This window comes from Aeromonas sp. s12, from assembly GCF_040907925.1.
Lineage (GTDB): Bacteria > Pseudomonadota > Gammaproteobacteria > Enterobacterales > Aeromonadaceae > Aeromonas > Aeromonas veronii.
This window is the reverse complement of sequence record NZ_JBFOCT010000037.1, coordinates 129,707-143,420: the sequence shown is the minus strand read 5'-3', so window position 1 is coordinate 143,420 and position 13,714 is coordinate 129,707. Positions and strand designations below refer to the sequence as shown.

Below are 13,714 nucleotides of genomic sequence, written 5' to 3'. Positions count from 1 at the left end.
GTCCTCATTTCAACGTCAACCTGAAACAGACATCAGCCTGTTCATCCTCTACCAGAACCAGTTCCCCCCCCAGGCTGTTGGCAGACTCACGGGCGATGGAGAGGCCCATGCCCGAGCCTTTCAAGAGACCTTGCCGCACAGTGCTGCCCTGCTCGAAGGGTTCAAAAATGCGTTGCTGATCGGCCACGGGGATCTTGGGCCCCTCGTTGGCCACTTCCAGCCAGCTTATCTGTTCATTCTGCCCTGCCCTGATCCAGATATTGCCCCCGCTGGCGCCGTAACTGACGGCGTTGGAGAAGAGGTTATCGAGGATCAGCCGTAGCCGGTAGGGCTCCGCCCACAGGGTAACCGGCACGGTCGGCAAGTGTACACGGATCTGCTTGGACTCCAATGCCAGCCGGTACTCGGCAGAAAGTTCCGACAACATCGGCAGCAGGGGGACGGGCTCCAGTTCGAAGGCCTCCTGCTGACTGAGCCGGTTGAAGTCGAGCAGCCGCTCGATCAGGGTCTGCAGGCGCCGACTGTTCTCGTCGAGCATCTGGCAGATCTCCAGCTGATCCGGCGTCAAAGGCCCGACCAGCTGCTCGCAGAGCAGATCCGTCCCCTCCCGCAGCACCGCCAGCGGGGTCTTGAGCTCGTGGGAAACATGACGCAGGAACTGGTATTTCTGCAGCTCCAGCTCCTTGAGTTTGTCGTGCAGCCAGACGATCCGCTCCCCCAACAATACCAGCTCGGCAGGGCCGTCAACCGGCTTGGGATCGGGTTCGACCCCGGCACCCAGACTCAAGATGCGCGACTCAATCTGTCGTACCGGGTGGATGATGAGGTAGGTGAAGATAAAGACCATCAGCAGGCTGAGCGCCGCCACCGCACCGCTCACCCACCAGAGCTCACTGGTCAGTCCGGCGATGGTGAGCTGCACCCGATCCATGTGTTCGTCAACCCGGCTGCGGGTGACTATTTCGAGCTGCTTGTTGGCATCGTTGAACTGCTCGAGCTTGTCCCCCGCTACCGCCGCCCGGGCCAGCGCGGCATCCTGCAGGCTGTCGAGCCAGGCCAGCCCCTGATCGAGCCCGCTGTAAAGCTGGCCGTCGGTGATGGAGTTGCGGTGTTCCGCCAGCAACACCCGATAACCATCGAGTTGCTGCTGGTAGCTGGTGAGACTGCGGCGATCCCCCAGCACCGCGAAGCGGCGCAAGGTGCGTTCGATATCGATGGCTTGCGCCGTCAGCAGGGTGGCGCGGCGGGTATCCTTGACCGCCCGCTCCATCTCGTCGCTGGTGAGCTGACTGAGGTGGGCAAGGGAGGTGCTGTTGTGCCAGATCATGCCGCCCAGCGGCATCAATACCAGCACAAATCCCATCAATACCACCTGCAGCAGGGAGCGTGGGCGAACCTTGGTCATCATCTCTTCTCTTGCATTCTCACCGGTGCGCCAGCATAGCCGCACCGCCCCAAAAAACAAAACCGGCCAACAGGCCGGTTTGTATTATCTGGATTGTGGTGATTCACGCCAACGCGACAGAGGCCAGACAGATAATCATGATCATCGCCAGCGCGCCCGAGGCGGTCAACAGCGCCCATTTCAGCTCCACACTCATGCAAACCTCCTTTCTGCCAATCAGTGCCGGATCACAATAGATAAGACAATGTTAAGCCATAGTTAATCCGATAACCGTGAGCTGCGTATACATTTCAGATGAGCCCAACCCCGGGAAGGTGAGCATGTTCTATCTGTGTAGCATTGGTTCCAATATTGACCCGCATATTCATGTCAGCCGCGCGCTGGCCGAGCTGTTTGCGAACGTCGGCCCCCTGCGGCTGAGTTCGGTGATCCGCACCAAGCCGGTGGGAATGCACTCCAGCCACGACTTTCTCAACTGCCTGCTGGTGGTGGAGAGCCCGCTCGATGCCGCCCGCCTCAAGCAGCACTTTGTCGCCCTCGAGGTGGCCCACGGCCGGGATCGCAGCGATCCGCTCTGCAAGGTGCACGACCGGCCGCTCGACATCGATATTCTGGCCAGCAACAGGAGCGGTGACTTTGCCTCGGCAGAGGTCGATTCCTATCTGGCGGAGCTGCTGGCCGAGCTCTACGGCCATGGCGAGGTGCATGACCCCAAGGTGGCGCTGCAAGTGACGCTCCACGCCCCGTCGGGCAAGCTCAAACCCGGCAAGGGCTTGCTGACCCGGCAGGTCGGGCTGGGGCCGCTGGTGCTTGGCAATTCTTCAGAGGGTAGCCAGCGCGCGCCCGCCATCTACTTTGATGCTGGCCCCCGTCATATAACTGTTCCCCATCAGTAACTGCACCGCCTGCCAGATGGGCTCAAGTCCCCCCTCCCGCGCCAGCGGTGTTTTTGCCAACACCTGCTGGCGCCACGCCTCGTCATGCTCGTCGAGAAACAGAATGGGGCCCGGCTCTATGGTGTTGACCCGAACCGCAGGCGCCAGGTCTCGGGCAAAGCTCATGGCCAGCGAATGGGCTCCCGCCTTGGTGGCCACATAGCTGGCAAAACGGGGGGCCGGGGCATGGATATAGATATCGGTGATATGAATGATGCTGGCGTTGGGATTGCTGGCCAGCTGGGGGGCCAGCGCCCGGTTTAGCTGGAAGGGGGCCGCCATGTGCACCCGGTAGAACTGCTCGAACTGGGCCAGTTGCGCCGCCGGATCAGTTGCCTGCGGCTCGAAGGCCGAGGCGTTGTGGATCACCAGCGTCAGATCCTGATGGGTCGCCAGCACATCGATCAGCTTGCCAACGTCCTCTTCCCGACCAAAATCCGCCTGCACCAGTTCGACCCCCAATGCAGCCAGCGTGGCCAGCTCCGGCCGCTCGCTGCGATAACTGCCCGTCACCTGCCAACCCGCCGCCACCAGCTGTTCACAGAGATAAAATCCGAGTCGACGGCCGCAGCCCGTAACCAATGCACGCATACGATCTCCTTTCCCTTTCATGGTCTTGCATGAACGAAGCCCGCCTGCCAGCGGATCACCGCCGATGGCTTGTGCCTATCAATCCCTGCGGCACAAGCCATTGGTCGCGGGCCACCCACCCGCGTCATAGTGGCGGCATCCCCCCTCTTGCGGAGTCACCACCATGCTGAAAGTACACCACCACATGGGTCGCCTGACCCACTCCCTCACTGCCGGACTCGGCCTGGCAGAAGCGCTGGATCGCCTGCATCAATCGGGTCTTGGCGGCCTGCCGGTACTGGATGAGCAGAAACGGCTGATCGGCTTTCTTTCCGAACAAGATTGCATTCCCAGCCTGCTCACCGGCAGCTACCACTGCGATACCCGCACCCGGGTGGAGGATCTGATGAACCGCACACCCCTCTCGGTCGGGCCGGATGAGAGCATTCTGGATCTGGCTCGCCAGATGGCCGATGCCAAGCCCAAGATCTACCCGGTGCTGCAACAGGGCAAGGTGATCGGCATCATCAGCCGCCGTCAGGTGATGCAGGCCCTCAACCAGCAGATGAAGGTGTGCCAGCAGACCTAGATCTGGTAACGCCCCTTGTCACCGATATCGAAGTGCAGGGGCATCCGCCACTTGGCCAGCGCCAGCAAGGTCAACAGGGCGCCGCAGACCAGCGCCACCAGTGCGGCGGCCCACTCCACCCGCAACCACTCCAGCAACCATAACGCCGGCAGCAATACGGGCACCAGCTTGATGCCGGGAATGGCGAAGCAAAACTGCTCCTTGAACGCCAGCCCGGAGAGGGTCGCCAACGCCGCCCCCAGCACCAGCGCATCCGGCGCTCCCACCGCTGCCAGGGCCAACGCGCCCCAACCAAATCCCTGCAGAATCAGGCGAATCCGCTTGTCGTAGATATGCAGCGAGAAGCCGCAGATTGCGCTTGCCACTGCCAGCGACATCAACCATTGTGCCGACGGGAGCAGTGCCATCCCGCTCAGCAGCGCCGCACCGCGGCAAAGCAGCAACAGGGCTGCCGCACTCAAGCCAAGGCGGTAGAGCGAGACGGTCAACTTGTCGATCCCGTCCAGCGGGCTCTCGATTTCAGGATTTGCCATAAACAGTCGCTTCTAACGGATCAGGTGCCATCCAATATACTGGAATCAGGTCTTGGAATATCTTCAAACGGGCTCAGGAGACGTAGTTTGCGTGTGATCCCCCTGTTTTGGTTGCTGTTTCCACTCGGATTGCCCGCCAAAGAGCTGGTGATCTGCGGCACCATGGAGCCCCCGCTCAAGTATCTCGATGCAGATCAGAAACCCCGCGGACTCGATATCGACATAGTCACCGCCATCTTCGACAAGCTGGAGACGCCCTTTCGGATCGAGCTGGCCGACTCCGGTGCCCGCCTCACCCGCAATGCCGAAACCGGCGCCTGCGATCTGGTGATGACCCACTCCTACAAGGCAGAGCGGGAGAGTTATCTCATCTATCCCCAACAGGCCCATCTTCGCCACAGCTGGCACTTCTTCGTGCGCAAGGCGGACCTGATGAAGATCCGCTACGAAACGCTGGCCGATCTCAAACCCTGGCGCATCGGCGTGACCAAGGATTTCTCCTACACCCCTGAACTGGCGGTGGCGATGACCGACCCGGCCTATCAGTTCCAGGAGATCACCATGAACCAGCTGCAACTGCGCAAACTGCTGGCCGGACGCATCGATACCGTGCCCATGCCGCTGGTCACCGCCTTCACCCAGATCAAGGAGGAGGGGCTGACGGGAAAGATCGATTACCTGCCCAAACCGCTCAAGAGCAGCCCCTACTTCAACACCTGGGCCCGCGCACGAGCGGATGCACAGACCCCCGCCCTGATGGCGGCCTACGATGCCGAACTGCTGCGCATGAAGCGAAACGGCAGCCTCAAGGCCCTCTACGACAAGTACGCCATCCCCTATATCGAACCCTGATCAAGGGGTCAGGGTTTCACATCCCGCAGGATCGGGTTTTGCAGCGAAATCAGAGTTTCAGTGGACTGGATCTCGTCGATGGTCTGGATCTTGTTGATCAGCACTATCTGCAGCTCGTCGATGGAGCGGGTCATCACCTTCATGAAGATGCTGTAGTGGCCGGTGGTGTAGTAAGCCTCCACCACCTCGTCCAGCGCCTGCAGCTTGGCCAGCGCCGAGGGGTAATCCTTGGCACTCTTCAGATTGATCCCGATAAAGCAGCAGACGTCGTAACCCAGCTTCTTGGGGTTAACCTGCACCCGCGTCCCCTCGATGATCCCCGCCTGTTTCATCTTCTCCACCCGCACATGGATGGTGCCCGGGCTGACCGCCAGTTGTTTCGCAAGTTCGGCGTAAGGGATCCGCGCATTTTCCATCAGAGCGGTGAGGATGGCCTGATCGAGATTATCGATCCGGTAATTTTCCGGCATTTTTTTGCACTCCCGTTGACGATACCTCATTAAATAACGGCTTATTTTGAAGAAAAAAATGCATAAAGCCTATTTCTATTATCGAATATTGAATTTAGTTGGCAATCCGTTGAAGAATCACCACATCCAACGGGGTTTGAAACAGGAATTCAGCATGAAACAGCACTACATTCGCAGCCAACAGCAGATCAGCTTCGTCAAAGAGATGTTCTCCCGCCAACTCGCCCAGCAACTGGGTCTGATGGAGGTGCAAGCCCCCATTCTGAGCCGGGTCGGTGATGGTACTCAGGACAACCTCTCTGGCCACGAGAATGCAGTGCAGGTCAAAGTAAAAACCCTGCCGGATCACAGCTACGAAGTGGTCCATTCACTGGCCAAATGGAAGCGCCAGACCCTGGGTCGCTTCGGCTTCGGCCCGGGTGAAGGGATCTACACCCACATGAAGGCGCTGCGTCCGGATGAAGACAAACTCACCCCCATCCACTCCGTCTACGTGGATCAGTGGGACTGGGAGAAGGTAATGCCGAGCGAGCGCCGCGATCTGGCCTATCTGCAGGAAACCGTGCGCGGCATCTGGGCCGCCATCAAGGCCACCGAGCGCGCGGTCTGTGCCGAACATGAGCTGACCCCCTTCCTGCCAGCCGAGATCCAGTTCCTGCACAGCGAAGAGCTGCTGGCCCGCTACCCGGATCTCGATGCCAAGGGGCGCGAGCGCGCCATCGCCAAAGAGCTGGGTGCCGTATTCCTGATCGGCATCGGCGGAGCCCTCTCCCACGGCGAGCGCCACGATGTGCGCGCCCCGGATTACGACGACTGGAGCAGCCACAGCGAGCTGGGTCTGGCCGGTCTGAACGGCGACATTCTGGTGTGGAACCCGGTGCTGCAAGATAGCTTCGAGATCTCCTCCATGGGGATCCGGGTCGATGCCGAGGCGCTGCGTCGCCAGCTGGCTATCACCGGCGACGAGGATCGCCTGCAGTACGACTGGCATCAGGATTTGCTGGCAGCACGGATGCCGCAAACCATCGGTGGCGGTATCGGCCAATCCCGTCTGGCCATGCTGCTGCTGCAAAAAGAGCATATCGGTCAGGTGCAGGTTGGTGTGTGGCCCTCTGAAATGAAGGCCGCTATCCCTGGCATGCTGTAACGAATGAAGGCCATGCCGGCGCTATCGCAGCTGGCATGGCAACAAGCAGGTGGCCGTCGGGGTTGAGTGAGCGCATCCCCGGCAGGCTGTAAGAAGCGAGGCCAGCAGTGGCCGCGCTTCGCAATCGGGGGCTTGCCCCTGCGACCCGCTCAACCCACGCCAGGTCGCGTCACTACATTCCTCCCGGCAATCTTCGGATTGCCGTTTTTTTCTTCCGAATCCCCGCCACCAGATATGACAACGCCAGCACGAAGGCTGGCGTTGCAAACATAGATACGAGACTGGTTACTGGGTCATTGTCAGGCCGTTGCTGTCGGCCCCCAGCACCAGTTTTTTGCCCGGCACGATGCGGCCGGAAAGCAGGGCCTGCGCCAGCGGGTTCTCCACCTTCTGCTGGATCGCCCGTTTGAGGGGACGCGCCCCGTAGACGGGGTCGAACCCGGCATGCACCAGCTTCTCGAGCAGCGCTTCGCTCACCTCCACCTCGTAGCCCTGAGCCTCCAGTCGGCCCATCAGGCTCTTGAGCTGGATGCGGGCGATGGACTTGATGTGATCCTCGCCGAGGGGATGGAACACCACTGTCTCGTCGATCCGGTTGATAAATTCCGGCCGGAAACTGCGGGTCAGCACATCCATCAGCATGGCCTTCATCTCGTCGTAATCCTTCTCGGAGTGGTGCTCCTGAATCAGATCCGACCCGAGGTTGGAGGTCATGATCACCACCGAGTTGCGGAAATCGACGGTGCGACCCTGACCATCGGTCAGGCGGCCATCGTCCAGCACCTGCAACAGGATGTTGAACACATCGGGATGCGCCTTCTCCACCTCGTCCAGCAGGATCACCGAGTAGGGACGACGGCGCACCGCCTCGGTCAGATAACCACCCTCTTCATAACCCACGTATCCGGGAGGCGCCCCCACCAGACGGGCCACACTGTGTTTCTCCATAAACTCGGACATATCGATCCGCACCATGGCATCCTGGGTATCGAACAGGAACTCGGCCAGCGCCTTGCACAGCTCGGTCTTGCCCACCCCGGTGGGCCCCAGGAACAGGAAGGAGCCGATGGGGCGGTTAGGGTCGGAGAGACCGGCACGGGAGCGACGAATGGCGTTGGAGACCGCATCGACCGCCTCTTCCTGACCAATCACCCGGCTGTGCAGCTGATCTTCCATCCGCAGCAGCTTGTCGCGCTCCCCTTCCAGCATGCGGGCGACCGGAATACCGGTCCAGCGGGCCAGCACGTCTGCAATCTCCACGTCGGTGACCCGGTTGCGCAGCAGACTGGTCTCCTGCATCTCGGCCTGAGTGGCGAGATCCAGCTGTTTCTCCAACTCCGGAATGCGGCCGTACTGCAGCTCGGACATCCGGCCCAGGTCGCCTGCCCGGCGCGCCACATCGAGATCCTGACGGGCCTGCTCCAACGCAGCCTTGATATGCTGGGTGCCGGCGAGTGCGGCTTTCTCGGCCTTCCACACCTCGTCCAGCTCGTTGTATTCCCGATCTTTTTCGCCAATCTCCTGATTGATCAGCTCCAGACGCTTGCGGCTGGCGTCATCATCCTCTTTCATCAGCGCCTGCTGCTCCAGCTTGAGCTGGATGATGCGCCGCTCGAGACGATCGAGCGCCTCGGGCTTGGAGTCGATCTGCAACCGGATGCTGGCTGCCGCCTCGTCGATAAGGTCGATGGCCTTGTCCGGCAGCTGGCGATCCGCAATGTAGCGGTGGGACAGCTGGGCCGCCGCCACGATGGCGGGGTCGGTGATCTGCACATGGTGGTGCAGCTCGTAACGCTCTTTCAGGCCGCGCAGGATGGCGATGGTATCCTCGACTGTCGGCTCCTCCACCAGCACCTTCTGGAAACGGCGCTCCAGCGCGGCATCCTTCTCGATGTACTGACGGTACTCATCCAGAGTAGTGGCTCCGACGCAGTGCAGGTCGCCACGGGCCAGCGCTGGTTTCAGCATGTTGCCCGCGTCCATGGCCCCTTCGCCCTTGCCGGCGCCGACCATGGTGTGCAGCTCGTCGATAAAGAGGATGACGTTGCCCTCCTCCTTGGCGAGATCGGTCAGTACAGCCTTGAGCCGCTCTTCAAACTCACCGCGATACTTGGCACCGGCCACCAGCGCCCCCATGTCCAGCGACAGCACCCGCTTGTTTTTGAGCCCTTCCGGCACTTCGCCGTTGATGATGCGCTGAGCCAGTCCCTCGACGATGGCGGTTTTACCGACACCGGGGGCACCGATCAGCACCGGGTTGTTCTTGGTACGGCGTTGCAGCACCTGAATGGTACGGCGGATCTCGTCATCACGGCCGATCACCGGGTCGAGCTTGCCGATCTCGGCCCGCTCGGTCAGATCGATGGTGTACTTTTCCAGCGCCTGACGGTTCTCCTCGGCGTTGGCATCCTCCACCTTCTTGCCGCCACGCACCTTGTCGATGGCCGCTTCGAGCTTCTCTTTGGTCAGCCCCTGAGCACGCAACAGCTCGCCCAGCGTCCCCTTCTCGTCGAGGGCCGCCAGCACGAACAGTTCGGAGGAGATGAACTGATCCTTGCGCTGCTGGGCCAGTTTGTCGCAGACGTTGAGCAGGCGGCCGAGGCCGTTGGAGAGCTGCACGTCCCCTTCCACGCCGCTGACGCGCGGCAGGCGATCCAGCTCCTCACCGAGGCGGGAGCGCAGGGCATTGATATCCATCCCGGTCAGGGTGAGCAGCGGACGGATAGAGCCGCCATCCTGATTGACCAGTGCGGTCATCAGATGAACGGGTTCGATGAATTGGTGATCACGACCCAGCGCAAGAGACTGGGCATCGGAAATAGCAATCTGGAATTTGCTGGTAAGGCGATCGAGGCGCATTGCACTCCCCCTTCAAACAGGCAGACGCCGCTTGCGCGGCAAACAACATAACTTTCTGAGATGAAAGATGAGGCCCGTACGGGCTATTTCAAGGGCATGGGCTGGTTATTTTTTCTGCAAAGCGGGGAGAGGGCAGGATCCCCGCCTCTCTCATACGGATCTGTTCTTGAGAGAGACGGGCTATTACTTGGCGGGTGATTGCTTAGCGGGCCAACCAGATGAGGGAGGCCATCCGGCCGGTCTGGCCGTCGCGACGATAGGAGTAAAACTGCTCGCTATCGCTGAAGGTGCAGTATTCGCCGCCATAGACGGCGGTAACGCCGGCACGGGCGAGGCGCAACCGCGCCAGCTGGTAGATATCCGCCAACCATTTGCCGTCGTTGGCGGAAGGCACGAAAGCCGCGACCGCTTCAGCCTGCTCCGCCATAAAGGCTTCGCGCACCTCGCCACCCACTTCAAATGCAGTGGGGCCGATGGCCGGGCCCATCCAGGCCAGGATCTCACCCGGCTCACAGCCCATGGCCGCGATACTCGCCTCGAGCACGCCCTCTTTCAGTCCACGCCAGCCAGCATGGGCAGCTGCGACCACAGTACCCGCCCGATCGCAGAACAGCACCGGCAGACAGTCAGCAGTCATTACGATGCAGGCCTGATCCGCCTCATGGGCGCAGGCAGCATCGGCATCCGGCGCTTGCTGATAATGGCTGCTGACCGGATGAACCACGGTGCCATGCACCTGATTAAGCCAGTTGAGGGGCCCCGGGATGGCGGCCGCCTGCTGCAAGCGAGCACGATTGGCCTCGACTCGCACCGGTTCATCCCCCACATGGGCGCCCAAATTGAGACCGGCAAAGACCCCTTCACTGACGCCGCCATCCCGGGTGGTCGACAACGCCCTGACACACGCCGGGGCTGGCCAGTCGGGTTCGATCCATTTCATCTGTGACTCCTTCAATTCACCGATATAAAAACGGGGCTCCTGCAAGGGAACCCCGTTTGGCATCTGTTCGGGCCGGATGACGCCAGAAACCGACGCAGCAGGCCCTATCGCATCAGTTCCAGACTAAATCATCCGGATTGGCGAGCGTATCCGCGCGCAGCACTTCCATCAGCTCCACCATGTCTTGCGGTGTAGCTGAATGCCACTGCATCACTTCACCCGTGATGGGGTGAGCCAGTTGCAGCATGGTGGCATGCAGCGCCTGACGGTTAAAGTTGCGCAGTGCCTGAGTCAGCTCAGGGGTAGCGTTGCGCAGCGGGCGCAGACGGCCACCGTAAGCGGGATCACCCACCAGCGGGTGTTTGATGTGCGCCATGTGGACACGGATCTGGTGGGTACGGCCGGTCTCCAGACGCAGACGCAGACGGGTGTGGCCACGGAACTTCTCGTGAACCCGGTAGTGAGTTACGGAAGGACGACCATTGGGCACCACGGCCATATGAGTACGCTGGGTCGGGTGACGGCCTATGGGCGCATCGACGGTGCCACCTGCGGTCATGTGACCGATGGCGATCGCTTCGTACTCACGGGTGATCTGGCGCGCCTGCAACGCTTCCACCAGATGGGTCTGGGCGGGTACGGTTTTGGCAACCACCATCAAACCTGTGGTGTCTTTATCCAGACGGTGCACGATACCGGCGCGAGGTACCTCGGCAATGCCGGGGTAGCGGTGCAGCAGGGCGTTGAGGATGGTGCCATCCGGCGTGCCTGCGCCCGGGTGAACCACCAGTCCGGCCGGTTTATCGATCACCAGAATGTGTTCATCTTCATAAACGATGTTGAGCTCGATATCCTGGGCATCCCAGCGAGTATCATCTTCCAGCTCGACATTCACATGCACCTGCTGCCCGGCCAGAATCTTCTCGCGCGGGGTGTTGGCAACCTGACCGTCCAGGGTCACTCTGTCCTGTAAAATCCACTCCTTGATGCGGGTGCGGGAGTAGTCTGGAAACAATTCGGCCAGGGCCTGGTCGAGTCGCTGCCCGAATTGGTGATCCTGGAATTCGCCTGTCAGTTCAATATGCTGGCTCATGTATGGTCTCTTGAGCGGGGGGTATCAATTCGAAATAATCCGGGTATTCTAGCTTTTCTTTTAGCCAAGCATAACGGATACTTTGCCAATTTCGTGGAAATGGACCGGATGTTGTTGATGGGAAAGAAGTCTCACCTGCTGATGTCGCTCGCCTTGGTCGCTACCTTGATCACAGGCTGTTCCAGCACCAAACCCAAGGTACCCGACGAACCGCCGGAGACCCTGTACCAGAAAGCACGCCTCAAACTGGACGTTGGCAATTACGTGCAAGCCACTGAATTGCTTGAGGCTTTGGACTCTCGCTACCCGTTCGGCGCCTACTCCAATCAGGTGCAGCTTGACCTCATCTATGCCTACTACAAGCAGGATGATACCGCTCAGGCGATCGCCAATATCGACCGTTTTATCCGCCTCAATCCGGCGCATAAAAATATCGATTACGTCTTCTATATGCGCGGCCTGACCAACATGGCGGCGGATTACAACTTCTTCCAAAGCCTGTTCGGTATCGATCGGGACGACAAAGACCCTGCTTATGCCCGTCAGGCATTCCAGGACTTCAAGACCCTGTTGCAGAACTACCCCAACAGCGTCTATGCCGCCGATGCCCGTGCGCGCATGATTGGCCTGAAGAATCGTCTGGCCCGATATGACCTGAGCGTGGCCGAGTATTACGTGAAGCGTGATGCACTGGTCGCGGCCGCCAACCGGGCCAAGCTGATTGTCGAAACCTACCCCGACACAGCCGAAACCGAGAAGGCACTGGAGATCATGGTCGAGTCTTACGACTCTCTGAAGATGCCGCAGCTGGCCAAGCATGCCCGCGAAGTGCTGGCCAAGAACTACCCGGAGAACCGCCTCGGCCGTGGCTGAGTGATACGGATAAACCGGTAACAAAAAACCGATGCCAAGGCATCGGTTTTTTTATCGCTGCAAGCAACGCTTACTTCGCGACGTTACCCGCCACGTTCAGGGCATCCCAGGTGCGGGAGAAGGGCGGCGCATAGGCAAAGTCCAGCATGCCGAGCTGCTCGGTGGTCACCCCCATGGTGATGGCCACTGCCAGCGCGTCGATGCGGTGGACCGCCCCCTTGCGACCGAGGATCTGGCCGCCCAGCAGCCGTTTGCTGCCCGCCTCGTAGACCAGCTTGACGTGGATGTCGGACTGACCCGGGCAGTAGTTGGTGTGGCACTTGTCCTTGATCACCACGGTGCGATAGTCGATGCCCATCGCCTTGGCTTCCTGCTCGGAAAGACCGGTACGGCCCGCCTCCAGCCCCAGCACCTTGAGCGCCGCAGAACCGAGGGTACCCGGGAACTCCTGCTCGGCCCCCGCCAGGTTCTCGCCCACCATGCGCCCCAGCTTGTTGGCGATGGTGGCTAGCGGCACATAGACCTGCTGCTGCTTCACGCTGTGCCAGACGCTGGCACAGTCACCGGCCGACCAGACGTTGGCCAGCGAGCTGCGCCCCTGACGGTCCACCTTGATGGCACCATTGCCGAGTCGTTCGATGCCGGTATTAGCCAGAAACTCGGTGTTGGGCTTGACCCCGGTGCAGACCACCACGATATCGGCCTCGTACTCGCCCTGGCTGGTGCGCACGCCGGTCACCCGACCATCCCCCAGCAGTGCTTCAACTCGCTCACCCAGATGGAGAGAGACCCCCTGCTCGCGCAGTTCGGTTTCGATGTGCTGGGTGATCTCGCCATCAAACGCATCGGGGATGACCCGCTCCGCCAGCTCGATCAGGCGCACCTCTTTACCCTGATGGACCAGCGCCTCGACCACTTCCAGCCCGATAAAGCCGGAACCGATCACCACGGCGCGGCGATTATTCTTGTCTTGCACCGCAGCTTTGAGCGCCAGCCCGTCGGCCATCCGGCGCAGACCGAATACCCCTTTCTGCTGCAGACCGGGGATGGGGGGCATCACTTCGCGGGCACCGGTGGCGATCATCAACCGATCGTAGCGATCGGTGAAGTTGTCGCCGTTGTGCTCCACCTGCAGGGTCTGGGCAGTTGCGTCAACGCTCAGCACCCGATGGCCAATCTTGACCTCGATCCCCTTGGCGGCGAACTGCTCGGGTGTGAACTCGGCCATGTAACCGGGCTCCTGAAACTCGTCGCCGACGAAATAAGGCAGGCCGCAAGCACCGAAAGAGATCACTTCGGAGGCCTCATACACCACGATGTCGGCATCTTTGGCCAGACGGCGCGCCTTGGCCGCCGCGCTCATACCGGCGGCTTCGCCACCGATGATCAGAATTCTCATTGTTTTTCCTCTCAATGGCGCAGGGAGGGCATGCCCTCCCTGCGGTCTA

The 13,714-nt window shown here is 60.7% G+C and carries 14 protein-coding genes; 5 read left to right on the top strand and 9 right to left on the bottom strand.

Features of this window, described 5'->3' with window-relative positions:
* Window positions 1-4: 4 nt before the first annotated feature.
* Together AB5Y67_RS19780 and AB5Y67_RS19775 are read right to left on the bottom strand one after the other, a co-directional pair.
* Window positions 5-1,405, bottom strand: a complete 1,401-nt coding sequence (locus tag AB5Y67_RS19780; protein WP_042657344.1) for a HAMP domain-containing sensor histidine kinase — start codon at window positions 1,403-1,405, stop codon at window positions 5-7.
* A 103-nt stretch (window positions 1,406-1,508) separates the two neighbouring features.
* Window positions 1,509-1,601 (bottom strand): YnhF family membrane protein, encoded by a 93-nt coding sequence (locus tag AB5Y67_RS19775; RefSeq protein ID WP_005339800.1) that lies wholly within the window; start codon window positions 1,599-1,601, stop codon window positions 1,509-1,511.
* 124 nt (window positions 1,602-1,725) lie between these two features.
* On the opposite strand from AB5Y67_RS19775, the gene AB5Y67_RS19770 reads away from it, so the two are divergent.
* Entirely contained in the window at window positions 1,726-2,301 is a 576-nt protein-coding gene (locus AB5Y67_RS19770) for a 2-amino-4-hydroxy-6-hydroxymethyldihydropteridine diphosphokinase (RefSeq protein WP_199427699.1), read from the top strand.
* Here AB5Y67_RS19770 and AB5Y67_RS19765 read toward each other — a convergent pair.
* Complete coding sequence (locus tag AB5Y67_RS19765; RefSeq protein WP_199427698.1) at window positions 2,227-2,931, bottom strand: SDR family oxidoreductase; 705 nt, start codon at window positions 2,929-2,931, stop codon at window positions 2,227-2,229. The genes AB5Y67_RS19770 and AB5Y67_RS19765 overlap by 75 nt on opposite strands.
* A gap of 163 nt (window positions 2,932-3,094) precedes the next feature.
* Between AB5Y67_RS19765 and AB5Y67_RS19760 the strand changes: the two genes are divergently transcribed.
* Window positions 3,095-3,499: a CBS domain-containing protein gene (locus AB5Y67_RS19760; protein ID WP_040070053.1), complete on the top strand. Its 405-nt coding sequence runs from the start codon at window positions 3,095-3,097 to the stop codon at window positions 3,497-3,499.
* Here AB5Y67_RS19760 and AB5Y67_RS19755 read toward each other — a convergent pair.
* Window positions 3,496-4,032: a DUF2301 domain-containing membrane protein gene (locus AB5Y67_RS19755; RefSeq protein ID WP_005357578.1), complete on the bottom strand. Its 537-nt coding sequence runs from the start codon at window positions 4,030-4,032 to the stop codon at window positions 3,496-3,498. The two genes, AB5Y67_RS19760 and AB5Y67_RS19755, sit on opposite strands and share 4 nt — an antisense overlap.
* 87 nt (window positions 4,033-4,119) lie before the next feature.
* Between AB5Y67_RS19755 and AB5Y67_RS19750 the strand changes: the two genes are divergently transcribed.
* Window positions 4,120-4,884, top strand: coding sequence for an ABC transporter substrate-binding protein (locus tag AB5Y67_RS19750; RefSeq protein WP_069526978.1), 765 nt, complete (start codon window positions 4,120-4,122; stop codon window positions 4,882-4,884).
* 8 nt (window positions 4,885-4,892) lie between these two features.
* Here the strand turns inward: AB5Y67_RS19750 and asnC are convergent, their stop codons facing one another.
* Window positions 4,893-5,354 carry a transcriptional regulator AsnC gene (gene asnC / locus AB5Y67_RS19745; protein WP_005339783.1) on the bottom strand — a complete coding sequence of 154 codons (462 nt, stop codon included), beginning with the start codon at window positions 5,352-5,354 and terminating at the stop codon, window positions 4,893-4,895.
* 154 nt (window positions 5,355-5,508) lie between these two features.
* On the opposite strand from asnC, the gene asnA reads away from it, so the two are divergent.
* On the top strand, window positions 5,509-6,501 hold the full coding sequence (gene asnA / locus AB5Y67_RS19740) for an aspartate--ammonia ligase (RefSeq protein WP_040070056.1): 993 nt from the start codon (window positions 5,509-5,511) through the stop codon (window positions 6,499-6,501).
* 285 nt (window positions 6,502-6,786) lie between these two features.
* Here asnA and clpB read toward each other — a convergent pair whose 3' ends face one another.
* The 3 genes from clpB to rluD all read right to left on the bottom strand — a co-directional run bounded on the left by clpB (window position 6,787) and on the right by rluD (window position 11,393).
* Window positions 6,787-9,360, bottom strand: a complete 2,574-nt coding sequence (gene clpB, locus AB5Y67_RS19735; protein WP_325794025.1) for an ATP-dependent chaperone ClpB — start codon at window positions 9,358-9,360, stop codon at window positions 6,787-6,789.
* Between the two features lie 202 nt (window positions 9,361-9,562).
* Window positions 9,563-10,300: a peptidoglycan editing factor PgeF gene (pgeF, locus tag AB5Y67_RS19730; RefSeq protein ID WP_100647063.1), complete on the bottom strand. Its 738-nt coding sequence runs from the start codon at window positions 10,298-10,300 to the stop codon at window positions 9,563-9,565.
* Between the two features lie 112 nt (window positions 10,301-10,412).
* Window positions 10,413-11,393: a 23S rRNA pseudouridine(1911/1915/1917) synthase RluD gene (gene rluD, locus AB5Y67_RS19725; protein WP_005339771.1), complete on the bottom strand. Its 981-nt coding sequence runs from the start codon at window positions 11,391-11,393 to the stop codon at window positions 10,413-10,415.
* Between the two features lie 117 nt (window positions 11,394-11,510).
* Here rluD and AB5Y67_RS19720 point away from each other — a divergent pair, with 117 nt between their 5' ends.
* Window positions 11,511-12,266, top strand: a complete 756-nt coding sequence (locus AB5Y67_RS19720; RefSeq protein ID WP_101530913.1) for an outer membrane protein assembly factor BamD — start codon at window positions 11,511-11,513, stop codon at window positions 12,264-12,266.
* A 70-nt stretch (window positions 12,267-12,336) separates the two neighbouring features.
* On the opposite strand, the gene AB5Y67_RS19715 is transcribed toward AB5Y67_RS19720, so the two are convergent.
* Window positions 12,337-13,665: a CoA-disulfide reductase gene (locus AB5Y67_RS19715; protein WP_199427695.1), complete on the bottom strand. Its 1,329-nt coding sequence runs from the start codon at window positions 13,663-13,665 to the stop codon at window positions 12,337-12,339.
* Window positions 13,666-13,714 lie beyond the last annotated feature (49 nt).

What these genes read in the sequence shown, in the direction of transcription:
- AB5Y67_RS19780 (WP_042657344.1), bottom strand. Translation starts at nt 1,405, where the DNA reads ATGACCAAGGTTCGCCCACGCTCCCTGCTGCAGGTGGTATTGATGGGA.
- AB5Y67_RS19775 (WP_005339800.1), bottom strand. Translation starts at nt 1,601, where the DNA reads ATGAGTGTGGAGCTGAAATGGGCGCTGTTGACCGCCTCGGGCGCGCTG.
- AB5Y67_RS19770 (WP_199427699.1), top strand. Translation starts at nt 1,726, where the DNA reads ATGTTCTATCTGTGTAGCATTGGTTCCAATATTGACCCGCATATTCAT.
- AB5Y67_RS19765 (WP_199427698.1), bottom strand. Translation starts at nt 2,931, where the DNA reads ATGCGTGCATTGGTTACGGGCTGCGGCCGTCGACTCGGATTTTATCTC.
- AB5Y67_RS19760 (WP_040070053.1), top strand. Translation starts at nt 3,095, where the DNA reads ATGCTGAAAGTACACCACCACATGGGTCGCCTGACCCACTCCCTCACT.
- AB5Y67_RS19755 (WP_005357578.1), bottom strand. Translation starts at nt 4,032, where the DNA reads ATGGCAAATCCTGAAATCGAGAGCCCGCTGGACGGGATCGACAAGTTG.
- asnC (WP_005339783.1), bottom strand. Translation starts at nt 5,354, where the DNA reads ATGCCGGAAAATTACCGGATCGATAATCTCGATCAGGCCATCCTCACC.
- asnA (WP_040070056.1), top strand. Translation starts at nt 5,509, where the DNA reads ATGAAACAGCACTACATTCGCAGCCAACAGCAGATCAGCTTCGTCAAA.
- clpB (WP_325794025.1), bottom strand. Translation starts at nt 9,360, where the DNA reads ATGCGCCTCGATCGCCTTACCAGCAAATTCCAGATTGCTATTTCCGAT.
- pgeF (WP_100647063.1), bottom strand. Translation starts at nt 10,300, where the DNA reads ATGAAATGGATCGAACCCGACTGGCCAGCCCCGGCGTGTGTCAGGGCG.
- rluD (WP_005339771.1), bottom strand. Translation starts at nt 11,393, where the DNA reads ATGAGCCAGCATATTGAACTGACAGGCGAATTCCAGGATCACCAATTC.
- AB5Y67_RS19720 (WP_101530913.1), top strand. Translation starts at nt 11,511, where the DNA reads ATGGGAAAGAAGTCTCACCTGCTGATGTCGCTCGCCTTGGTCGCTACC.
- AB5Y67_RS19715 (WP_199427695.1), bottom strand. Translation starts at nt 13,665, where the DNA reads ATGAGAATTCTGATCATCGGTGGCGAAGCCGCCGGTATGAGCGCGGCG.